General features: G+C 64.2%; 23 protein-coding genes, 1 tRNA gene and 4 pseudogenes. 21 read left to right on the top strand and 7 right to left on the bottom strand.

All coding sequences use genetic code 11. The features are described from left to right. Nucleotides 1–50: 50 nt before the first annotated feature. The 3 genes and pseudogenes from SY89_RS17705 (at nt 51) to SY89_RS17695 (ending at nt 2,403) form a co-directional block, all read left to right on the top strand. Entirely contained in the window at nt 51–368 is a 318-nt protein-coding gene (locus SY89_RS17705; protein ID WP_204374441.1) for a cation transporter, read from the top strand. Between the two features lie 230 nt (nt 369–598). Further along, nucleotides 599–1,678: pseudogene (locus SY89_RS18515) on the top strand (HAD-IC family P-type ATPase); the annotation flags it as partial. Nucleotides 1,679–1,746: 68 nt separating this feature from the next. After that, on the top strand, nt 1,747–2,403 hold the full coding sequence (locus SY89_RS17695; RefSeq protein ID WP_204374439.1) for an HAD-IC family P-type ATPase: 657 nt from the start codon (nt 1,747–1,749) through the stop codon (nt 2,401–2,403). Here SY89_RS17695 and SY89_RS09930 read toward each other — a convergent pair whose 3' ends face one another. Beyond that, on the bottom strand, nt 2,404–2,586 hold the full coding sequence (locus SY89_RS09930) for a hypothetical protein (protein WP_054584100.1): 183 nt from the start codon (nt 2,584–2,586) through the stop codon (nt 2,404–2,406). A 93-nt stretch (nt 2,587–2,679) separates the two neighbouring features. Here SY89_RS09930 and SY89_RS09925 point away from each other — a divergent pair, with 93 nt between their 5' ends. From SY89_RS09925 to SY89_RS09905, 5 genes and pseudogenes are all read left to right on the top strand, one after another. Continuing rightward, complete coding sequence (locus tag SY89_RS09925; protein ID WP_054584099.1) at nt 2,680–3,849, top strand: LEA/WHy family protein; 1,170 nt, start codon at nt 2,680–2,682, stop codon at nt 3,847–3,849. A gap of 14 nt (nt 3,850–3,863) precedes the next feature. Beyond that, nucleotides 3,864–4,361 carry a DUF7528 family protein gene (locus SY89_RS19850; RefSeq protein ID WP_463467456.1) on the top strand — a complete coding sequence of 166 codons (498 nt, stop codon included), beginning with the start codon at nt 3,864–3,866 and terminating at the stop codon, nt 4,359–4,361. A gap of 76 nt (nt 4,362–4,437) precedes the next feature. Next, nucleotides 4,438–5,456: pseudogene (locus SY89_RS19610) on the top strand (AIR synthase family protein). A gap of 72 nt (nt 5,457–5,528) precedes the next feature. Continuing rightward, the gene (kynU, locus tag SY89_RS09910; RefSeq protein WP_054584097.1) at nt 5,529–6,866 is read left to right on the top strand and encodes a kynureninase; all 1,338 of its coding nucleotides are present in this window, start codon (nt 5,529–5,531) and stop codon (nt 6,864–6,866) included. Nucleotides 6,867–6,938: 72 nt separating this feature from the next. Continuing rightward, a pseudogene (locus SY89_RS09905) lies at nt 6,939–8,084 on the top strand (NAD(P)/FAD-dependent oxidoreductase); the annotation flags it as partial. A gap of 104 nt (nt 8,085–8,188) precedes the next feature. Here SY89_RS09905 and SY89_RS18500 read toward each other — a convergent pair. Next, nucleotides 8,189–8,368 carry a DUF5786 family protein gene (locus SY89_RS18500; protein ID WP_049981067.1) on the bottom strand — a complete coding sequence of 60 codons (180 nt, stop codon included), beginning with the start codon at nt 8,366–8,368 and terminating at the stop codon, nt 8,189–8,191. A gap of 125 nt (nt 8,369–8,493) precedes the next feature. Here SY89_RS18500 and SY89_RS09900 point away from each other — a divergent pair, with 125 nt between their 5' ends. The 4 genes from SY89_RS09900 to SY89_RS09890 all read left to right on the top strand — a co-directional run bounded on the left by SY89_RS09900 (nt 8,494) and on the right by SY89_RS09890 (nt 10,773). Next, entirely contained in the window at nt 8,494–8,718 is a 225-nt protein-coding gene (locus tag SY89_RS09900) for a DUF5795 family protein (RefSeq protein WP_054584096.1), read from the top strand. 48 nt (nt 8,719–8,766) lie between these two features. Continuing rightward, nucleotides 8,767–8,942 (top strand) — tRNA-Trp (locus SY89_RS16925). Nucleotides 8,943–9,044: 102 nt separating this feature from the next. Beyond that, on the top strand, nt 9,045–9,305 hold the full coding sequence (locus tag SY89_RS09895) for a hypothetical protein (protein WP_144427185.1): 261 nt from the start codon (nt 9,045–9,047) through the stop codon (nt 9,303–9,305). Nucleotides 9,306–9,486: 181 nt separating this feature from the next. Beyond that, entirely contained in the window at nt 9,487–10,773 is a 1,287-nt protein-coding gene (locus SY89_RS09890) for a helix-hairpin-helix domain-containing protein (RefSeq protein WP_080506665.1), read from the top strand. Between the two features lie 35 nt (nt 10,774–10,808). On the opposite strand, the gene SY89_RS16585 is transcribed toward SY89_RS09890, so the two are convergent. Beyond that, nucleotides 10,809–11,270: a hypothetical protein gene (locus tag SY89_RS16585; protein ID WP_144427184.1), complete on the bottom strand. Its 462-nt coding sequence runs from the start codon at nt 11,268–11,270 to the stop codon at nt 10,809–10,811. Between the two features lie 283 nt (nt 11,271–11,553). On the opposite strand from SY89_RS16585, the gene SY89_RS09885 reads away from it, so the two are divergent. From SY89_RS09885 to SY89_RS09860, 6 genes are all read left to right on the top strand, one after another. Next, nucleotides 11,554–11,868, top strand: a complete 315-nt coding sequence (locus tag SY89_RS09885; RefSeq protein ID WP_054584093.1) for a hypothetical protein — start codon at nt 11,554–11,556, stop codon at nt 11,866–11,868. Beyond that, nucleotides 11,868–12,263: a hypothetical protein gene (locus tag SY89_RS09880; protein WP_054584092.1), complete on the top strand. Its 396-nt coding sequence runs from the start codon at nt 11,868–11,870 to the stop codon at nt 12,261–12,263. The genes SY89_RS09885 and SY89_RS09880 overlap by 1 nt, the downstream gene beginning before the upstream one ends. A gap of 323 nt (nt 12,264–12,586) precedes the next feature. Next, nucleotides 12,587–14,122 (top strand): hypothetical protein, encoded by a 1,536-nt coding sequence (locus SY89_RS09875; RefSeq protein WP_239685584.1) that lies wholly within the window; start codon nt 12,587–12,589, stop codon nt 14,120–14,122. A gap of 4 nt (nt 14,123–14,126) precedes the next feature. Then, nucleotides 14,127–14,663: a hypothetical protein gene (locus tag SY89_RS09870; RefSeq protein ID WP_054584090.1), complete on the top strand. Its 537-nt coding sequence runs from the start codon at nt 14,127–14,129 to the stop codon at nt 14,661–14,663. Then, nucleotides 14,660–15,496, top strand: a complete 837-nt coding sequence (locus tag SY89_RS09865) for a hypothetical protein (RefSeq protein ID WP_054584089.1) — start codon at nt 14,660–14,662, stop codon at nt 15,494–15,496. The genes SY89_RS09870 and SY89_RS09865 overlap by 4 nt, the downstream gene beginning before the upstream one ends. After that, the gene (locus SY89_RS09860) at nt 15,486–16,451 is read left to right on the top strand and encodes a hypothetical protein (protein WP_054584088.1); all 966 of its coding nucleotides are present in this window, start codon (nt 15,486–15,488) and stop codon (nt 16,449–16,451) included. Before SY89_RS09865 ends, SY89_RS09860 begins: the two co-directional genes overlap by 11 nt. Before the next feature lie 234 nt (nt 16,452–16,685). Here the strand turns inward: SY89_RS09860 and SY89_RS16580 are convergent, their stop codons facing one another. Further along, nucleotides 16,686–17,228 carry a Pycsar system effector family protein gene (locus SY89_RS16580; protein ID WP_144427183.1) on the bottom strand — a complete coding sequence of 181 codons (543 nt, stop codon included), beginning with the start codon at nt 17,226–17,228 and terminating at the stop codon, nt 16,686–16,688. Nucleotides 17,229–17,274: 46 nt separating this feature from the next. Here SY89_RS16580 and SY89_RS15985 point away from each other — a divergent pair, with 46 nt between their 5' ends. After that, a complete protein-coding gene (locus SY89_RS15985) occupies nt 17,275–18,204 on the top strand; it encodes an adenylate/guanylate cyclase domain-containing protein (RefSeq protein ID WP_189319148.1) in 930 nt (309 codons plus the stop codon). Nucleotides 18,205–18,220: 16 nt separating this feature from the next. Here the strand turns inward: SY89_RS15985 and SY89_RS09850 are convergent. The 3 genes and pseudogenes from SY89_RS09850 to SY89_RS09845 form a co-directional block, all read right to left on the bottom strand. Then, nucleotides 18,221–19,009 (bottom strand): annotated as a pseudogene (locus tag SY89_RS09850) (hypothetical protein); the annotation flags it as partial. A 55-nt stretch (nt 19,010–19,064) separates the two neighbouring features. After that, on the bottom strand, nt 19,065–19,346 hold the full coding sequence (locus SY89_RS15980; protein WP_239685583.1) for a winged helix-turn-helix domain-containing protein: 282 nt from the start codon (nt 19,344–19,346) through the stop codon (nt 19,065–19,067). 56 nt (nt 19,347–19,402) lie between these two features. Beyond that, a complete protein-coding gene (locus SY89_RS09845) occupies nt 19,403–19,651 on the bottom strand; it encodes a MarR family transcriptional regulator (protein WP_189319147.1) in 249 nt (82 codons plus the stop codon). A 235-nt stretch (nt 19,652–19,886) separates the two neighbouring features. Here SY89_RS09845 and SY89_RS09840 point away from each other — a divergent pair, with 235 nt between their 5' ends. Together SY89_RS09840 and SY89_RS09835 are read left to right on the top strand one after the other, a co-directional pair. Continuing rightward, nucleotides 19,887–20,183 carry a hypothetical protein gene (locus SY89_RS09840; protein WP_054584085.1) on the top strand — a complete coding sequence of 99 codons (297 nt, stop codon included), beginning with the start codon at nt 19,887–19,889 and terminating at the stop codon, nt 20,181–20,183. Then, on the top strand, nt 20,176–21,210 hold the full coding sequence (locus tag SY89_RS09835) for a tyrosine-type recombinase/integrase (RefSeq protein ID WP_054584084.1): 1,035 nt from the start codon (nt 20,176–20,178) through the stop codon (nt 21,208–21,210). The genes SY89_RS09840 and SY89_RS09835 overlap by 8 nt, the downstream gene beginning before the upstream one ends. Nucleotides 21,211–21,521 lie beyond the last annotated feature (311 nt).

Below are 21,521 nucleotides of genomic sequence, written 5' to 3'. Positions count from 1 at the left end.
TTTCGACCGGGAACCGACAGGGCTTACGCCACGGGAACCCACGTGCGACCGTGTCCGGTTCGCCCGCTTGCGAGCTCTGTGACAGCCCGATCCCCGAGCACCGCGAGAGCCAGTTCTGTTCTGACGGCTGTCGGTCGGTCGCCGGGACGCTTCCGGCCGACGACGCCCCCGAAGCGGCCGCCGAGGCGGTCGCCGAAGCGGGGACCACGTCGGCCTTCTTCGCGGTCGAGGGGATGCACTCCGCGACCTGCGAGGCGTATCTCGAAGCCGTCGCCCGCGGGATCGACGGCGTCGTCGACGCCGACGCGAGCTACGTGACCGAGTCAGTTCGCGTCGACTGCGACGGCGACCCCCGACCGAGCGCCTGACGGAGGCGCTCTCGGGGCTCGGCTACGACGCCACCCCGCGCGAGGAGCGCACGCCCGAGGAGCGCGAGTCCGCCGAGGGCGTCGTCGACGGGGCGCTCGGCTACCGCTACGCGGCCGGGGTCGTGTTCGCCTCGTTCCTCCTCATCCCGTACACGGTCGTGTTCTACCCCTCCCACCTCGCCTCGCTGCTCGGCGGCACCGACCCGCTGGCGGGCGAGGGCAACATCGCGATGGTGCTGCCGGTGTTCCTGGTGCTGACGCTGGTGGTCATCTTCGTCACCGGCGCGCCCGTGCTCCGGGACGCCTACATCGCACTGAAGCTCCGCACGCCCAACACGGGGCTGTTGGTGACGCTGACCGCCTTCGCGGCGTACTTCTACGCGACGGCGGCGTTTTTCGCCGGCGGCACCCACGCCTACTACGACCTCGCGGTCGTGTCGGTCGCGACCGTCACCGGCGCGACGTTCTACGAGTCGCTCGCAAAGCGGAAAGCCGCGAGCGCGCTGACCGATCTGACCGTCTCCCGCGTCGAGGAGGCGACCCGCGAGACCGAAGCCGGGACGGAGACCGTCCCCGTCGCGGAGCTCGCCCCGGGCGACCGCGTGCTCGTGCCCGAGGGCGAACGCGTGCCCGTGGACGGCACGCTGGCCGAGGGCGAGTGCACCGTCGCCGAGGCAGTCGTCACCGGGGAGTCGACGCCGGTCCGGAAGCACGCGGGGGACGAACTGATCGGCGGCGCCGTCGTCACCGCCGGCGCGGCAGTCGTCTCGGTCGGCGAGGACGTTCGAAGCAGCGTCGACCGCCTCGCGTCGTCGGTCTGGGGGTTCCAGAGCGCGACCCACGGCGGCCAGCGCCGGGCCAACCGTATCGCCGAGCGCGTGACGCCGGCGCTGCTCGCGCTGTCGCTTCTCGCGGGCGTCGGCGCGCTCGCCCTCGGCCGGGGCGCCGCCGGCGCCGTCGTCGCGACGCTCACCGTCCCGCTGGCGGCGTCGCCGTGGGCGCTGGGGTTCTCGACGCCGCTGTCGGCCGGCTCGAGCGTCGAGCGCGCGCTCGATCGCGGCGTCGCGGTGTTCGACGAGACGGTGTTCGAGCGCTTACGCGGCGTCGAGACGGTCGTGTTCGACAAGACCGGGACGCTCACCACCGGCCGGATGGAGGCGCTCGGCGCGGACGTGCCGGAGGACCTGCTCGGTGCGGCCGCCGAACTGGAGCGGCGGGCCGCCCACCCCGCGGCGGCGGCCATCGTCGACGCCTTCGGCGACGCCGACGCGCCGACCGTCGAGTCGTTCACGAGCCACGCGACGGGCGTCGAGGGCGTCGTGGGCGACCGGCGCATGCTCGTCGGCAACCCCGACCTGTTCGCCGAGCAGGGCTGGGGGTGCCCGACGCGGTCCGGGAGCGCGCCCGCGACGTTCGCGAGTCCGGCCACCTGCCGGTGCTGGTCGGATCGGCGCCGGACCCGGCCGCGGAATCGACCGGCGACGCCGTGGGCGTCGTCGCCGTCGGCGACGAGTCACGGGCCGACTGGGAACGGACCCTCGACCGGCTCGGCGAGCGGGGGCTGGACGTGGTCGTCCTCACCGGCGACGACGAGTCCGCCGCCGCCGAGTTCGCGGCGAGCCCCCACGTCGATCACGTGTTCGCCGAGGTGCCCCCGGCCGGGAAAGCCGCGGCAGTTCGGCGACTTCGGGCGTCGGGCCCGGTGGCGATGGTCGGCGACGGCACCAACGACGCGCCGGCGCTGGCGGCCGCCGATCTGGGGATCTCGCTGGGGAGCGGCACCGCGCTCGCGGCCGAGGCGTCGGACCTGGCGGTCGTCGACGACGATCTCGGCGGCGTGGCTGCGGCGTTCGATCTCTCGGCGGAGAGCTACCGGCGGCGTCGGTGGAACGACGGCGGCGCGCTCCTGTTCAACGTGCTCGCGATCCCGCTCGCCCTGGCGGGACTGTTGAACCCGCTGTTCACGATGGCCGCGGCGGTGGTGTGCTGTGGCTTCGTCGCGGCCAACGCCTTCCGGGCGTCGCGTGTCGCCTGATCAGTCCGGGAGGTCGAACTCCCCGAGTACGAAAAACCCCAGCGCGAACCCGGCGACGATCAACCCGCCGGCGAGCAGTTGCGACCGCGGCCGGCTCGGGAGATACCCCGTCGCGAGCGTGCCGGCGACGACGAGCAGCGCGGCCCCGGCCAGTCCGACCGCCGTGCGCGTGCGTCCGTCCATGCCCGTAGTTCCGGGACGAGCCGTCTTGAGCCATACGCTTCCGCGTGACCGGACATCCGATGATTCAAGACTCAGCGCAGTTCATGCCGGGCTATGTTGGGTGGGAACCTCGTCGCCGCATCGACGCTCAAAGCGGTCGTCGCCGTGCTCGGCGTCGTGACGCTCTCGCTGGGCGGTGCGTGGGCCGTCGGCATCATCGGCGCCCCGTCGGTAGCCGGCGTCGACAACGCCTTCGGCCCGGTGAACGAGTCGACGACCACCATCGAGTCCGAGATCGTCGTCAACAACCCCAACCCGTTCGGGGTGCAGCTGGGCGGGCTGACGATCGACTACGCCGTCGAGATGAACGACGTGCGGATGGCCACCGGCGGGCGCGAGGGGCTCGGCGTGAACGCCAGCGGCAACAGTTCGATCCCGCTGACGACGCGGATGAACAACGACCGCATCCCGCCGTGGTGGATCAGCCACGTCGAGAACGGCGAGAACACGACACTCACCGTCGACGCCTCGATCCACTCCGACCTGCTGGGCCGGGAGTTCAACCCCCAGATCGAGCGCTCGGTCGAGACGAACCTCATCGGCGGCTTCAACAGCGAGGAGGACCGGCCGATCGAGGTCGACGAGCCAGTCGCGCCCGACCCGGTGCTCTGGCTTAACAGCACCAGCGGCCAGTGGGGCGACGTGAGCAACGAGACCACCGAGATCGACACCGCGTTCGAGCTGTACAACCCCAACCCGACGCCCGTCGCCATCTCCGAGATCGGCTACGAGATCCGGATGAACAACGTCACGATGGGCGAAGGCACGACGGAGAAGGGCGTCGCGATCGCCCCGGGGGAGCTGGAGACCGTCCGGGCGACGACCGCGATCCGGAACCAGAACCTCGACGAGTGGTGGGTCACGCACCTGCAGAACGAGCAGACCACCCAGCTCGAGGTGACGTTCTACGCCCGGGTCGACCTCTCGTCGTTCGGCGGCGACACGGTCCGTATCCGACTCGACTCGATCGAGCGCACCATCGAGACGGACATCTTCGGCAACAAGGCCGGCGGGAACGGGGCGGGCGACGGCAGCGAGAGCGCGGGCACCCCGACGCCCACCGACGGCAGCGAAAGCGACGGCACGGCGACCCCGACCGCCGGCGACGGAACGGCGACGCCGGACGGCACGTCGACGCCGGGCGACGACGAGACGGCCACACCGACGCCGACGCCGACACCCACCGACGACGGCATCCTCTCGGTGGCCGGCCCTGCCGTGTGAGAACAGTTCTCTGACTGCCGACACGTTCTTGGCGGCCTCCGCCCTGTCTTCGAGCATGCGGAGTCATCACCCTCCTGATCGCGTTCTCCCCGGGCGAGGCGTCACCAGTCACCGTCGAACGTGACGGAGCGACCGTTCACCTGTGCGTCGATGGCGAGACCCATCGCCTGAGCCGCGAGCAGGCGCTTGCGCTCCGGGTTGCAGTCGGCGACGCGCTGGAGCGCCGCGTGGAGTTCTTCCGCACGGCCGGTCGCTACCGCCGGGACGGGAGCTACGCCGTCGCCCGCCGGGCCGCCGACACGCCCGGAAACGAGCAGGTGTTCGACTCGTTCGCGGCGCTGCGGGCGCTGTTCGCGTCGCTCCCGGCCGAGTTCGGCGCCGAGGCGGTTGGGGACGAGGGGGTCACCGGGTCGCGCCGCCACCTGGTGGTCCGCCACCTGGCTGAGCATCCGGCGTTCGACTGTGCGCTCGTGAGCGAGCGGCCGCTGCGAGCCGAGAAGGTTGAGGGATGAGTGCGGCCACGGCATGCCAGCCGTCTGCGCGCCCGCAGTCGGTAGGCATACAGCGGCGTCGCTCCCAGCCCAACGCATGTCCGACCGCGGCAAGATCGACCGCGCCTTCTTCGCCGAGCGGATCGCGCCCCGACTCGGCGCCGAGCGCGACGACGTGGCGCTTGGACCGACCGCCGGCGTCGACTTCGGCCTGCTCGAGTTCGACGGGACGGGGCTGGCGGTCGCGACCGACCCCATCTCCGTGCTGCCCGCACTGGGGTTCGAGCGCGCCGGCCGGTTCGCCCTCCACGTCGCGCTCTCGGACGTGGCCGTCGCCGGCGTCGCCCCGAGCCACCTCGCCATTTCCTTCTCCCTCCCGGAGTCGATCAGCGACGCCGAGTTCGACGCGCTCTGGACCGGGATCCACGAGGAGTGTGCGGCGCTGGGACGAGCATCGTCACCGGCCACACCGCGCGCTACCCCGGCGCCGAGTTCCCGTGGGTCGGCGCCGCGACGGCGATGGGCGTCTGTGACCCCGTGGCGGTCGTGCGGCCGGACGGCGCGCGCCCGGGCGACCGCCTGCTCGTGACCCGCGGGCCGGCCGTCGAGACCGCGGGCCTGTTCGCCTCGCTGTACCCCGAGGCGTTGGGCGAACGCGGACTGGCCCCCGAGACGGTCGCCGACGCCGCCGCGGGGATCGACGAGACGCGACTCGTCGGCGACGCCGTCGCCGCCGCCGAGGCGGGCGACGTGTCGGCGATGCACGACGCGACCGAAGGTGGGCTGCTCGGCGCGTGCTGTGAGATGGCCGCGAGCGCGGAGGTCCGCTTCGAGATCGACGCCGAGGCGGCGCCGCTGCGCTCGGGCGTGGAGGCGGTCTGTGACGCGCTCGGGATCGATCCGTGGAAGACGACCAGCTCGGGGACGCTCGTGCTCGCGGTCCCGCCCGCCGACGCCGCGGCGGTTCGGCGCGCGATCGATGCCCGCGGGACGCCCGTGGCCGACGTTGGGCGGGTCGTCGAGGGCTCGGGCGTGCAGTTCCGCGGCGAGACGTGGACCGAGCCACCGCGGGACGAGTCTTGGGACGCGTACGCGGCGTTGGCCGGGACGGGGTAGCCCGGTAGCGCGAGCGGCGGCCACGGCGGCCGGTGTGACAACGCCTTTGTCGGCGCCGCCGGAGTGTCGCACATGAGCAGCCCCTTCTCCGTCTCCCGCGAGGACGTTGCCGCGCGGGACGCCGCCGACCCGCTGGCACCGTTCCGCGATCGGTTCGACCTGCCGAGCGACCTCTACATGGACGGCAACTCGCTCGGGCCGGTTTCGGACGACGCCGAACGCACGCTCGACCGCGTGGTCGGCGAGTGGCGCGACCGCGGCATCGAGGGCTGGACCGACGGCGAGCAGCCGTGGTGGGAGTACGCCGAGTATCTCGGCGAGCGCCTCGCACCGTACGTCGGCGCCGACGCCGACGAGGTGGTCGTCGCCAACTCCACCACCGTCAACATTCACACGCTGATCGGGACGTTCCTCGACCGCGTGGCCGACGTGCCGGCACGGGAGCTCGACGCGCCCGACACGGTCGAGGACGCCGTCGACGCGTCGGGCAACGTCGTCGTCGCCAACGAGCTCGACTTCCCGACCGACCACTACGCGATCCGCGCGCAGTTCCGCCAGCGCGGGCTGGACCCCGACGAGCACCTCCGGCTGGTCGAGAGTCGCGACGGCCGGACAATCGAGCTCGCGGACATCGCCGAGGCGATGGACGACGACGTGGGGATCCTGTTCATGCCGACCGCGCTCTACCGATCGGGCCAGCTGTTCGACGTGGAAGCGCTGACCGAACTCGCCCACGACCACGGCGCACTCGCGGGGTTCGACGCCGCCCACACCGTGGGTGCGGTGCCCCACGAGTTCGCCGCGGCGGACGTTGACTTCGCGGTGTGGTGTTCCTACAAGTACCTCAACGCCGGCCCGGGGTCGATCGCGGGGCTGTACGTGAACGAGCGCTACCACGGGCTCGCGCCCGCGCTACCCGGCTGGTGGGGCAACGAGAAGGAGAGCCAGTTCGACCTCGAACTGGCGTACCGGCCCGCGGAGTCCGCGGGCGCGTGGCAGATCGGCACCGTGCCGATGCTGTCGGCGGCGCCGCTCGAGGGGTCGCTCGACCTGCTCGACGAGGCCGGTATCGAGCGCGTCCGCGAGAAGTCGCTGGCGCTCACCGACCTGCTCGCGACGTTGGTCGAGGACCTCGCCGACGCGGGCTACGAGTACGCGGTCGGCACGCCACGCGACGGCGCGCGCCGCGGCGGCCACGTCGCCGTCGAGCACCCCGACGCCGACCGCGTGAGTCAGGCGCTGCGAGAGCGCGGGGTGGTCGTCGACTACCGGCCGCCGAACGTGGTCCGTATCTGCCCGGCGCCGCTGTACGTCGGCTTCGAGAACGTGTTCGCGGTGGCCGAGCAGCTCCGGGACGTGATCGAGTCGGGCGATCACGAGGCGTTCGCCGCGAGCGAGGGCGTCTCGTAGCGCGCCACCGCCGGCAACACTGTCGGCTACCGCAGCAAACACCGTTTTGTCCTCGGGCCCCCTCGTCCCAGTATGGACGTGCTCGTTCTCGGCGGCGGCTACGCAGGGCTCCTCGTGACGCGGAAGCTGGAGCGACGGCTCCCGGAGTCGGCGACGCTCACGCTCGTCGACGACACCGGGACGCATCTGGTCCAGCACGAGCTCCACCGGGCGATCCGAAAGCCCGACTACGTCGACGACATCGACGTACCGCTCGGGGAGATCCTCGACCGCGCGTCGATCCGGGAGGCTCGCGTCACCGACGTGGATCGGGCCACTCACACCGTCTCGCTGGCCGACGGCGACGAACTCGACTACGACTACTGCGTCGTCGCGCTGGGCGCCGAGACCGCGTTCTACGACATCCCCGGTCTCGAGGAGCACGCGACGCCGCTGAAGCGGCTGGAACACGCCGCGACGATCCGCCGGGAGTTCGAGGCGGTGATCGACCAGTTCGGCCACGAGGACCCCACCACGGCTGCCGAGACCGCGGGAACCGTCGTCGTCGGCGGCGCCGGCCTCTCGGGCGTCCAGGTCGCCGGCGAGTTGGCGACGATGGCCCGGGAGCGCGGGGTCGCCGACGATATCGAGATCGTCCTGCTCGAACAGCTCGACACCGTCGCCCCCGGGTTCCCCGAGCGGTTCCAGGACGCGACCCACGAGCGGCTCGTGGCACAGGGCGTCGACGTGCGCCCCGGGACGACCGTGACCGCGGCCGACGAGGCGCAGATCTCGACGGAGGGTGGCTCGATCGAGTACGACCAGTTCGTCTGGACCGGCGGCATCCGCGGTAACGAAGCCATGGGCGGCGATCGCCCGGCGGTGCGGGGTGATCTCCGGCTCGACGCCCGGACGTTCGCGCTGGGCGACGCGGTGCGGATCGTCGACGCCGACGGCGAGCCCGTGCCGGCGAGCGCGTCCGCGGCCGTGCGGGCCTCGGAGACCGTCGCGCGAAACCTCGTCGCCGCGGCGACCGCCGATGGTGGGTTCGTCGACGTGGCGCAGTGGCGCTGGGAGAGCCCCGGCTGGCTGATCTCGATCGGCGACGACGCGGTCGCGCAGGTCGGGCCGACGGTGCTGACCGGCGCGCCGGCCAACGCGCTCAAGTCCGCGGTCGGGATCACCTACCTCGCGGAGCACGGATCGTTCCGGCGCGCGCTGGACGTGCTCCGGAAGGAGGCCGACGACACGGGAGTTTCGCCGAGCTACTCGAACAGCTCTGAGGCGGCGCTGGCGGATCGCTCGCTCAAGAAGTGGGGGCGGCGACGGCGGCGGTCACGGCCCTACTCGTCGTCGTCGTCGCGCATCTCGTCGAGTTTGCCGACCAGCTCGTCGGTGGACTCGGTGGACTCGAAGGAGAGGTCGCCCTCCTCGCCGCCGTCGACGTCGACGCCCTCGGCCTGCTCGTCGGTGTCCTGGTTCTGGTTCTCCTGCTCTGACTCGTCGTACGATCCAAATCCCATAGTTGGCGGCACGTGGTGGAGCGCAAAAACCCTGTGGACCTGTCGGTCCCGTGAGGGAGGTTCTCGCGGCGTTCCGGGCCCGCACGGACCGACAGGAATTACGGCAGGCAGAACCAGGGACGGGTATGAGCAACCGCGTCGTGCAGGGCCGGATGGTGACCCCCGAATCGCTGGCTGAACAGGTCGAGGGCGAGTCGATCCTGGAGGCCGAACCGATCGAGGACGCCGACCGGGACTGCCCGGAGTGTGGCGGCGACGTGATCAGCGTCGGCTACATGCCGAGCGTGACGGCGTTCGTTACCGCGTACAAGTGCCAGGAGTGTGACTGGGCCGAGGTCGACCGGGACTGAATCGGATCGAAATCCCTTTACACCGAACGGATGTAGCGAAGGATGCAAGGGGACGTGGCCAAGCCCGGGATGGCGACTGACTCCAGAGGCCACGCGCCCGGTGACGAACTCCAGACTGATATACCGAGTCGGCGACTGATCATCGCCGGCGACGACGACCCTCTGGAGGACCGAGGCGCACCGGAGATATCAGTCGATCGGGGGTTCAAATCCCTCCGTCCCCATTTCAGATTTAACGGTTGCGAAAGAAAAGTCATTAGCGACTTCTGCGGCTACTAATAACCTTACTAACCTCGGGTTAGCGCCCCGCTCGCGGGGTGTCGCTGATGGCGGTCCAAGACCGCCGTCGGCGTTCCCCCGAAGCCGACGACGACTCGCTCGAGGCGGTCGTCCGCGCGCGCATCCTCGATTCGCTCACTACTGATCTCGACGCGGATCTCGTCGAGTACCAGTGCGACCGCTGCCAAGAGCGGTGCATCAACCCGCGGCGGTCGGTGCTCGAGGAAGCGGGCGTCTGTCTGGAGTGTCACGTCCACTACGCGGCCCACGGTCACGTCCGCGGACGACTCTCCTCGCGCTGGGACTGATGCAGGAGCTCGTCGAGGGACTGACCGGCTCGGACCCGTGTCAAGATGTGGGGGGTGAACCCCCTTCGAGCCGTTCGACTGCTTCGCCGACGACGATCGCGGCGACGACAAGAGCCGGCTAATAAAGTGGCTCACCTACCACCCGGAGAGCGTCCCAGTCGCCCGTTCTGTGAAGGCTGTCATGCCCTCGACCGCGGAAGATCGCATCGCTGACCGCGAATACTCGAACACCGACTACCAGTTCGCTCGACGCTTTTTCGATCGTACGGAATACGCCACGTTAGACGACGACGGCGACGTTTTGAGCGCTTCCCCCACACCTGCGGCCTTTCACTTGACGCGAGAAAGTAAAATTCCAAGCGAGCATACCTCCAGCTACGCGAAGGACCGTGCTGACGCTCTTACCCGTGGAATCTGGTCGCTGAACGATGTCAAAGATGCCCGTCTGCTCGGGCGAGATTTCGCTACCTACCTCGACTCGATTGACCAGCGCCGGCTGATGCTCGAGGAGCCCGATCACGACGTGCAACTGACCATGCCCTACCACACTCGCTTCAACAACGATCACCGGAAGAGCGAGCAGTGGGCGCGCTACAACGCTGCGTGGGAACGTGCCGACGAGAAGTACGAGCGCGGCGTGATGCTCACGCTGACCACCGACCCGAAGCGGTACGACTCGATCGCGGCGATGGTCGACGGCCTGATGGAAGCATGGCAGGATCTCCACGAAACACTGAACCAGCGATACCTGGAAGACCAGCGACTCGACTTCATCCGCGCGCTCGAATTCGGTGGCTCGGAGAAATCCAACCACATCGGCCTCCCGCACCTACACGTCTGCGTCTTCGGCGTCCCCTACGTGGATCACGGCTGGCTCTCGAACTACTGGGCCGATCGCCAGGGCGAGATCGTCCACATCCACGGCATGAACAAACGCGGCGCCGAGTCGTGGGTGATGCAGTCCGGCGTCCACGAGGGCAAGAGCGCGGCCGGCTACCTCGGCAAGTACCTCAGCAAGACCTTCGAGTCCATCGGCGACGACCCGGACGAACTATTTGCCGAGCTCGACTCGTGGGAAGAGGGCGGCGACTGGGCTTCCTCGGAGCTGTGGAAGCTCGCGCTGTACTGGGCGACCGGCCGGCAGTTCTGGAGCTCGTCGCACGACCTCAAGGACGACCGTCCCGACCCCGATCGCCTCGAGGAGATGCCCGGGCTCGGTGAGGTGAAACTCGAACGGCTGAACGAAGCCGGGATTCACACGCTGTCGGACGTTCGGCTCGTCGACGAGGACGAGTTGGCCGCGATCGAGGGGATCTCCGCTGACTTCGCCGAGCGCATGAAGGAGATCGTCGGCGATCCGTCCCAGTTCGACTTCTACAGCTTCGAGTTCGTCGGCGCTGCCGAGTGGTCAGAGATGCCCGCGAACTGGTCCGATGGCGCACAACACTTCGGTGTTCCCATTGGCTAATATCGGTGGAAACAGTCAATAGGATATTTTATACATCATAGACTAACCAATATCCCAACTCCGGTGATCAATGCCCCTATAACCGCAGTGACGAGTCCCCACCATTGACATTTTGACTGCATAGCATCTGAAACAATCGTCTCAAAAACATCGTGAGAGGGCCGGCCTAATCCATAGGAATCTTGTTCTCCATCTGAAAAGTGAACCCTGAAATCCGCAGCATAGGGTGTGACTGCAACAACTGCTTTTTCCGGAGTATCTCTCGTTAGATGGTTATCAATGTGATCTAAAAACTCTCGTATGATCCATTTATCATTCACTTTGTCTGGAGTTCTTCCTTTATTCGTAGATTGACGAAGCTGGAAAAGACTCTTAGTAATTGGAAGATGTTTATACATGTATCTTCTCTTTGGCCGATCTAACCCAGGGGTAACACGCACAATGAGCCCTAAAAGGCTGATCACCGCTCCTAACAGTGTCAGAACCCCTCCGATCATAGTTGACGATTAATCATATTCTGACAATTAATGTCTGTTGGAATTTCAATTGGGCAGGTGGGTATTCTGCTTTAGCTTTTATAATCATAACTGTCTCATAGAACTTGATTTGACTGGAGTACTACTCACGTTCACTTATATACTAAATCAGATATGGTATAGGGGACCGTCAAAGCGCAATGTTAGCATAGTTCGTACAAAGATTCGTAATGGCAGCCCAAGACAAGTCCGGCTTCCAGAAGGCAGAATCGCCTGATAACGACCAAACCCCGATGACGACGCGGTGTGGGTCGATCGCCCCGGAGAAGGTGAGTCCATCCAAGGCATCCTCCTCGAGCGCACCGAAGAGGCCGGCGAGTTCGACTCACCGCTCTACAAGCTGCGTCGGACGGACGACTACGAAGACGAGACCAACAGAGATGGCGAGGTCGCCGGTCCCGTCGTCCTGATGTGGTCGAACGGCAGCATCGACCGGACGATCACGCACAACAACATCACTCCCGGTGACGAGGTGCTGCTCGAAGGCACCGGCACCTACACGACCGACATCGACGGCGAGGATCAGGAGTGCGTCAACTACGAGGTGTTCGTCAACTGATGGCGTCCCGGAACGCTCCTAGCGACCTCGTCAGCGACTACGCGAACCTGCGGACCATCCCGGCGATCCTCGGGATCGTGTTCGCACTCACCAGCCTCTACCAGTTCGGTGGGATCGCCACCGTCGAACTGACATGGATCAGCTACACGCTGACCACCCAGCACGCCATGCTCGTCTCCCTCGGGACGTTCGTCGTCGCGTTCGCCTCGAGCGAGACCAAGAGCTTCGACTACTACGAGGACTGGGAGAAGGTCGTCATCGCTGCTGGCCCCGTGCTGATCGTCGGCCACCAGTACGTCGGCTTCGTCACCGACGCGATCGCGAACAACTCCCCGACCGGCGGCATCCTCGCGTTCGTCATCACGCTGGCTGCGTGGGGTGTTGCGGTCCGATGACTGATGGCTCAAGCTCGCCTCGCCGTCAGTCAGACGCGGACACTCGTGCTACTGACGACGTGGATGCTGGCAGTCATGGGCTGCTGGACGGCAGTCCTGTGGGCCGCCGTACCCTGATGAAGGGGATCGGCGCCAGCGCGGCCGGCGCGGTCGCGCTCGGCTCGGACTACGGAATAGTCGACGACGCCGAAGCGATCGCTCCCGTTGTCGTTGGTGGTGCGATTGCGGGAGCCGCGGTCGTCGGCTGGGCCGTCCGTGAGTACGAGGTGATCGGGTCGAACCCGCCTGCTGAGGGACTGACTGCTGGCGCACTCAAGCAGGACGTGTACGAGACGGTCCGAACTCGTAAGTCGACCAACGCATCTACGTTCGTCGACAACCGGAACATCATCAACAGCGGTCTGCCGAACACGCTCTACGCTGAGGGGAAGATCGCGGCGATCGAGCAGCTGAACCAAGAGGCTGCGAAGGCCGACGTTGAGACGGCTGCTCACAATGCCATGAACAAGTACGCCTCGACCGTCATCAGCAACTTCCTCAAGTCGTGGAATGAGACAGTAAGTGAACTGTACTCACTCCGGTCGACGATGTTCGGCCACACCGAGGTATCGGACACGTACCTGAAGGCCAACGCTGATCGAGAGGCTGGAACTGGTAAACTCCTCACGGAGTCCGAAACTGGTACTCCTCGGAGCGATATGGCTCACAGCTATACGCTCCCTGATGGGGCTACCATGTCTCTTCAGTCCGTGCTGATGCAGAGTCAGCACACCCCGATGTACTACAACCCGACTGAGATAACGATGACTGACGGGAACACGTCCTCTACTCCCCCGACGGAGATATGGATCCATGTTCCTGATCGGAGCGTCAGTTACCTCAACTCCGCCGACTGGAGTGCTGTACTGAACGATCTCGAGACGGCAGTTACTGACGTTCAGTCTGGACTCACGACGTGGGTCAACAACGTCTACGATCAGGTCCAGGCTGGTGCGATCGAGGTGTCCGAACTCATCACACCGCGCGAGCGGGCTAAAATGATCGCTGCGGACGACGGCGCCGCGCAAGCGATTGCTGACCTCGCGGCCCTGAACATCCCCGTAGACGCCGGCAACAAGTACAAGATAACGATGGCCGATACCGGAGCGACTCTCCGCGGGACACTCGCGGTCACCGATGACAGCCAGACGATCGAGTCGGGCTCGACGTACGACCCGAGCGCGAACACGTTCTCCGGCGATGCGTTCTTCACGTACAACGTCGCCACCGGATCGGGTGACTGGTCCGCGTACGAGGAGAGCATCGACGGCGGGGTCGCGACGTTCACCGAAGCGCCCTATGAGAAGACGCAGTACGAGCTCACGACCTCGAAGAACGAGACGGTCACCGTCAGCCGTGGCAACTTCACTGCGGTCGACAGCAGCGGGAACCCGGTCGAACCGCACAACTCGAGCGTTGCTGCATGGGAGGTCGACCTGTCCGACCAGCTCGAGAACGACATCGCGAACGTGAACGAGGTCGACTTTTTCGCCGATGTCAATGAGTCGCGGATGGAAACGATCAAGCTCGACTCCCAGTTTACGGTCGAGAAGATCGAGAACGCCGAGTCCGGTGAAGAGGTCGAGAGTGCGAGCTTCGAGAAGGCCGATCCCCAGACCGACAACAACTACATCACCCAATCGGAGTGGGAACAGCTCCAGGAACAAAATCGAGAGCTGATCGAGAAGTACGAGGAGAGTCAGAACACCGGCGGCGGCGGTATCGACCTCGGCGGCCTCGATATGTTCGGGCTGCCGGGCGAGATCGTCGCGCTTGTCGGCGCCGGGGCTGCGGCGCTCCTATACGGTAACAGCAAGTAGACCCATGCGACCAACTTTTCTGCTTATCACGGCGCTGGTAGTTGCATCGCTCGCGGCCCCTGTCGCGGCACAGGAGAACGCGACGGACACTGGCCTCGAGGCTGAGGACCTCACGGGTGACGAGTGTACGGTCCACATCGACCAACACGTCTCCCTGTGCTCTGCCGAGTACCGAGACGGTGAGGTCGTGCTCGAACTCCGGAGCGATCGCCCCGAGACGATCACCGTCACCGACGCAGGTGGTATCATGAACGGCGGCGAGATCCTGCGGAAGGACTACGTCCTGCGCTCGGATCGACGATCGACCGTCCGGATGCCCGTCACCAAGGCCAACGGCTTCGTCGGCGTGACGATCGACACGGGGCGAACGCTCTACGGCGTTCCGCTCGAGACCTCGTCGACGTTGATCGGCGGCCCGTGGGACTACGCCGATACCCAAGCTGCTGCGCTCGGTGGCGGCATCGGGTCCGCGGCTGTCGTGCTCCTGCTCACGCTGCGAACGATCTACGGCCGCGAGGGCGGCATCGAGAGGGTCGCATGACTGACGCGGAGCTCCCAAACGAACAGCAGCCACCTATCTCGCACCTGCTGCTGGACTTCGTCAAGACACGCTTCTGGTCGCTGATCGGCTTCGCGCTGATCGTCGTGGGCGTCCTGCTCTATCTCGGAGTCGACCCATCAATTCCGCGCTACTGGACGATCTTCGGCGCGGCGTTCATCGCCTCCGGTCTCCCGGCTGGCTTCGCGGTCGGGACGAAGGTTACCTCGTGGCTGCACAACCCCCGCGAGATATGGCTCGTCGACCTCGACGCCCGCCAAGTCGACGGGGCGATCTTCCGGCTGTCCCTCGACGAGTTCCGTGACCTCCAGGTCACCGACGAGGACGGGAACCCCGACGTGGACTACGATCTCACCGAACTGACTCCCAACCTCTACGTCGGGAAGCAACTCGACCAGGAAGAGGGAACGGTCGTCGGGACGTGGCGCGGTACGCTCGACGACGTCGAACTCGCTCGGTCGCTCGCGGCCGTCCGGCGCTGCCGCGGCGAACTACAGGACAAGGCCCAACGGGGCTTCGCCATCGAGACGGCTGCTCCGGCGATCGTCTCCAACGCGCTTCGCGGGGAGATCGACTCCCTGATGAAGACCATCGAGGCGGGAACCCTGCCCGACGAAGGCGATGCCGTGACCGACGCGATCGAGGAACGGCTCGACGACCTCGGCTTCGACGATCACCTCGGAGCGATCGTCGACGATCTCGAAAGCGACCCCGAGACCGAACCCGACGACTCCACCGGCGAGTTCGATATCGACCTCGACCTCGAGGAGATCGAGAACCAGAAAGAATCGGGTGGTGATCCAGATGGCTGGTAGTGGAATCGACGAGCATCTGCTCACGGCGGCGAAGCTACGCGAGCAGATCGAGGGCGAACTGGACGGCCACGGTGAACACTACGACCACACAGGCATCGTCGAGGACGACCAGCACCGCGCCAACCTCTCCTTCCTCGAGGCGGCGACCGACGGCTCCTTCTTCGACACCGAGACCGGAGAGCAGCTCCTCTCGAAGTTCCGGTCCGATCGGGCGACCCGTGCGGTCTCCGAGAACAACTCGACCGTGCTCTCTCACTTGGTCGGCGTGACCGAGCAGGATCTCGACGGCTCCGCGATCCGGCTGCCAATGAAGATCCTCGACGAGCTGGACAACAACGACGCCCCGGCGTTCCCCGTCGCGGCTGGGAACCCGAACACGGGCAAGACGAACACGATGCTGCTGCTCGCCGAACTGCGAAAGGCGGCAGTCGACGATCTCCTCGTCGTTGCCAACTTCGACAGTTCGATCACCGACGAGCGGGTCACCTCGGCGCACGACCTCGCCGTCACGCTCCTCGAGCACCGGGACCGACCGAAGTTCGTCCTGATCGACGAGGGCAGTACCCACTTCGACGCCCGGACGTACTCCTACGAGGTGTCGACCCAGTGGACGCCACTCGCCAAGCGCTTCGCCAAGATCAACGTCGACGCCTGCGGCATCGTGATCCACACCGGGAAGGACCTCCACCCCGAGGCCAAGCGGATGGCTACACTCCCGTTCTTCAAGACCGAGAAGAAGGTCGCCCAGTTCTACGAGAACTGGCCTGCTGACGCGGACATGCCGACCGACCTCCTGTTCGGCGGCGAGATCGACGCCCTCGAGAAGAGCGGTGTCGACTACTCCCCGGACGACTCCGCACCGTGGTCGTGGGACCTCGAGCCCGAACTGTTCACGCTCGATCTCGGCTGGGACGAGCTCCTCCAGGAACTCCGGCAACGCGGTCCCGCTGAGTAACTACCCACCCACCGACCGACCCACCCCCGTCCTTCTCGGGTGGTCGTCTCCTGCCAGCGCGGCCCCTCCTCGCGGGGGTCGCGCTGGCTTTCCTTCCTGCTCCCGACGCTCGGCTCCACGTGGATCAAAGCGGCGAGGAGCGGAAGCGGCCCCCTGCCATGGGGGCCGACCCGACCTCGACGCGCCACCGAGGGACCGAAGGGACCGAGAACGTGTGCTGACAGACCTATCTTATTATAATTGGCCTACGATCAAAGAAATTATTGTGATTAATGTCCCTACTGTCCCCACCATAGAAACTTTCAGCCAGTAGTATTTTCTTTCCAATACATTTGATAGCGCGTGGTTACTTGCAGCAATGCTATCTAACCCATTATCTATTTCATCTGAGAGGACTGTCTGAATATATTGATTACTGTCTTCTTTGGCTACTTTCTTCCAGTTTAGATTTCCTAATTTTGGTGTATCACTATTGCCGTCCTCATGTCTTGGGAATATCGTGATAACTCCTGTGAGGATGCTAGCGGAAGAAAATACTATCAACAAATAAGTGCATATATTGCTTCCAATCATCTCATTCGAGTTCGTTAGAAATCCAAGGATGGCTAGGTGGCCGGAAATCAGTATTGCTGCTTTTTGGTCTGCTTGATTTATATAATGGTTAAAGTGGTCTTTTGTCTGTGTTAGCAACTCTAGTCGAGTATCACGTGACATTACTGAAGTAGGTAGGCGTGAGAAATGATAAATCCCTGCACGATAACGTAGAATTGAGATCATTATGTCCGACGGTCCAAATGATTCTAATCCCCCTGGTAAGGACGGTATGCAGTTCAGAATGGATTTAGAAATGATCGAGGCTGAAGTTAAGGAAGAAACCGAAGATGGAGTCATCGTTCAACAGGCGATGAGACCAGATCCTGAACGATACGAGCGTGTGGACGATGGTGAGCAAAAGGGTTGGTTTGACACTCATGATGATGTATATATTTCAGATGACACTATGGCTGATATGTGGGAAGGAAGGGATGAGGATATTCCTCTATATTATTCCCCCGATAGTATTGATGATTGGGACGGGTATATATCTGAGAAATATAGTGAAATCTATTCTATTTTTGAACAGGAAGGGGTTATACTGCCTGCTGAGCCAGACCATGATTTACTCGAAGAATATGCGGATGAACAGCAAACTATCATGCCTTTTGTAATTATGAAGGTCGACTTAGTTGGATCTACTGAACTATCAATGAGGTATAATAAAACTCTGTATTTACGAATCATTGCTGCATTTGAATATCTTGTTGTTGACCTTCTTAGGAGACATAATGGATTCTTTTTGAAGAGAGAAGGAGACGGGATTTACGGATTTTTTCCCTCACCCGATACCACTGGTAAACATGATAATGCTGCACTTTGCGCACTCCGTATCAAGACGATTATTTCCGAAGTCCTGGGATTAGCCCTAACTGAAAACGGATATCGAGACGTAGATGTATCAATCGGTCTAGACTCTGGTCATCCTGATATCGTACCTGACGGGCGCGAGAGTTTCGATATTATGGGTGTAACAATGAATTTAGCTGGAAAAATGGAGAGTGCGGCACAATCCAACGAGATAATAATGGGTGAGATGACTGAACGTAACCTTCATACTACCTATCGAGATTCTACTCGCGAGGTCACAGATTCACGAGAATGGCAGTTTTCAGAGGGAGATACTCGGTATTCGATCTATTCTCTTGATTCCAAATAGTCATTTTCGACTATTTTTTAGAATAACTCAGGTTCCCATGCTTGTATGTATATAATTTGATTTTTTGATCGTCGCAGTACGAGGACAGCAACGCCGAGTCGATATCCCGCCAATCGCCCGGCCCTTCGTCCAGTGAACTCGGGAACGCGACCCGCACAGCCTCGCCGTCAATCTCCTGCCCGTACAATTCGATCTGCGTCTCGGGTGGCAGCACCTCGACGACGATCGCCTCGGAAGCGTCATCGTCACCCTTCCGCTGGACTCGATCACCCGGGCTGAACGGGTTGTCCGGCGTCTGGTTCATGTTTGCCGTGTTCGGTCCGAGGTCCTGCAGGCTGTTCATCGGCTGGCTCGCCAAGTGCTGGAGCTTGGCCGGCTCCTGTCCGGAGAAGTTCTCCTGCGTTCGAACTTTCGACTCGAGGACGGCCACGTGCTCCCAGCCCAGCAGGATCAGGGAGTCTTCAGCGTCACGGTGCCACGCCATGACGATGATGTCGTCGTCCGAGTCGTTCTCGACTAGCGTCTCTGGGAGGAAGGCAGAAACGTCCCGCGAGGTCTTCACGTCCACCTCGTACCCGAATACCTCGAAGTCGTGTCCCGAGAAACTCTCGGGGTTACAGCGCCGGATCGCATCTTCGTTCTCCCACTCCCACATCTCGGTCGGCAGGTACTCTCGACAGAACTGCTCGAACGCGATCTCGCCGAGGTTCCCGACGCGCTTACTCCCCACATCCTCGGCACCCTGCTGCTTCGCTTGGTAATCTGCCCGCACTCGGTCTATTTCGTCCGGCGTGAACTGATACACTATCCGCAGAAGTGGCAGACAGGAAGTTATAGATTCCTATCAAACAGCCCGGTGTCTATCCGAACCCAGCGTACCAACCGGGCCGGACAGCCTCGGGAGGACGTGCTGCCGGAAGCGGACGTCGGTGCTTGGCGTCGACTTCTCCGAGCAGGTATCGCTGGCCACAGCCGGTAATGTCGTACTTCTCGGTGAGTGGTTCCCGCGGCACGACCACCGTGAAACCGGCACGGGCCAGTACACGGCACCGTTCACGAGCTCGTAGACGCGTCGTCCCCTCGAGGTCGTGGGCGATCTCCCATGCGGTGACCGCGCCGTCGGTTTCGTCGAGGTACTCCAAGATTCTCTCGTCGACACTATCCATCCATCGCGCCATCTTGCGGAGGGCCATCTAAATTAGACTCCGTTAGTCCCCTTCTCACTCTCTTCGCTCGATTCGGGCGTCTCTTCCACGCTGCGCTCGCCCTCGAGGTACGACTTCCCTTCAGCTGTGAGGACGTACACCCCGGTCCCGAGATTTTCTAACAGACCGACTTCGGCGAGCTTCCGACAGCGGTTACCGATGTGCTGTGAACCGTACGGGATCCTGTCGTCGTCGGCGATGTTGGAGGGAAGCGACGGGCCGTTCTCGTCGATGAACTCCATGATCCGATCGTCCAGCAGTACCATCCAACGCGCCGACTGTCTCATACACTTCCAGTATCCCCGGGAGTATTAGCTGCCATGACTGGGTTACTCTAGTTGTTTCAGACATAACTACTATATGGTGTGGCATACTGGAGTATGGTGCGAAGCCCGATACCCACGGCTAGCGAGAATCAGTAGCACTCGGCGCCGTGTTCCAGCACGACGCCGAGGACGGGTTTCGCGGACACCTGAGATGTCCGGAAACAGCGCCGCGGGGCCGAAACCCCGCACCGACCGAGACGAACCGACTACAGATAACGACAGCGACCGGCCCACACCGCCTGAGCCAACCGGGGAAGAGGTCGCCGCCGCCGAGGCAGTCGCCGGAGCTCGGGAAGCCTGCTTCACGCTCTCCCGCGACGGCCCCGCACCTCGCCTCGAGGACGTGCTTCGACAGATGGGCCGCGGTCCCGACGGCTACGAGATCCCCGACGGCCCGGACGAGTTCGTCCCGGCTCCCGAAGCCGCACGGAGGGCGCTGGATGACTGACCGACAGCGCCGGAAGGTCTCCCCCGAGAAGGCCGTCCGGCGGTTCGTCTCCCGCCACGACGGGACCGAGAACACGGTCCGTAGCTACTCGAACCGCCTGCAGGACTTCCTCCTGTGGGCCGACGAGTACGGGATCGACCACATGCACGATCTCGACGGCTGGGCGATCGACGAGTACCGCGAGTACCTGGAAGCCAGCGAGAACGCCCCGACCACGATCAAGGGCAAACTCACTGCGTTGACCCAGTTGCTCAAGTACTGCGAGTCGCTCGAGGTCGTCGAAGACGGGCTTCACGAGAAGGTCGAACTCCCCACGCTGACCAAGGAAGAGGAGACCAGCGACGAGAAGCTCGAGGCCGACGAGGCCAGCCGACTGCTCGAACACTTCCGGAACTCCCCGCGCCAGCGCGGGACCGCGAATCACGTCCTGCTCGAACTGATGTGGCACGTCGGCGGCCGGATCAGTTGCTTCCGCGCGCTCGACCTCGGCGACTGGTACCCCGACGAGCGGAAGCTCGAGTTCCGCCACCGACCGCCGACGCGACTGAAGGACGGCACCGAACACGAACGGAACGTTGTCGTCTCCGAGGGAGTCGCCGAGGCGATCGACTTCTGGATAGAGCGCGAGCGACCGGAGAAGCGCGACGACAACGGACGGAAGCCGCTGCTGACCACCAACCACGGCCGGGCGTCCGAATCGACGATCCGCTTCTGGTCGTACCTCGCTACCCAGCCGTGCCTCTACCGGGAGTGTCCGCACAACCGCGATCGACCCTCCTGCCCGTACACCGATCGGTCCAAGTCGTCCAAGTGTCCCTCGAGCCGCGCACCCCACGCGGTCCGCACCGGCTCGATCACGTGGCAACTCAACCGCGGACTGTCCTACGTCCGGGTCGCCGAGCGCGTGGCTGCCTCGCCTGAGACCATCCGGCGCTACTACGACAAGCCGGACTACGACGAGCAGCTCGCCCGGCGCCGACCGGACACCGAGGGCATGGATGTCCTCAATCGTGAGGTGGACCGATGAGCGAGATTCGTCTCGAAGTCCTCGAAACCGGGACCGTTGGGCGCTCTACTGGCGAAGCTTTGCCCTCCGTCCCCATTTTTCGCTGTCGCGAACACCGTGAGCGACTGCGAAATGTCCGGTCGGAGAGTTTGAACCCAGAGAACGAGCGTAGCGAGTTCTCGTGGTTCACAATCCCTCCGTCCCCACTTCTCGTCGATACTCACCTCGCTAGCGACGGGTAACTGTCGACTTTCCCGCCTCGAACAGCCGTAGTCAGCCACCGAACACCCAATCGGAACACCGTTCGGAACTCCCACAACCCGCTCCTGTCC

The organism is Halolamina pelagica, assembly GCF_001307315.1.
GTDB classification, from domain to species: Archaea; Halobacteriota; Halobacteria; order Halobacteriales; family Haloferacaceae; genus Halolamina; species Halolamina pelagica_B.
This window is presented reverse-complemented; position numbering and strand designations above follow the sequence as displayed.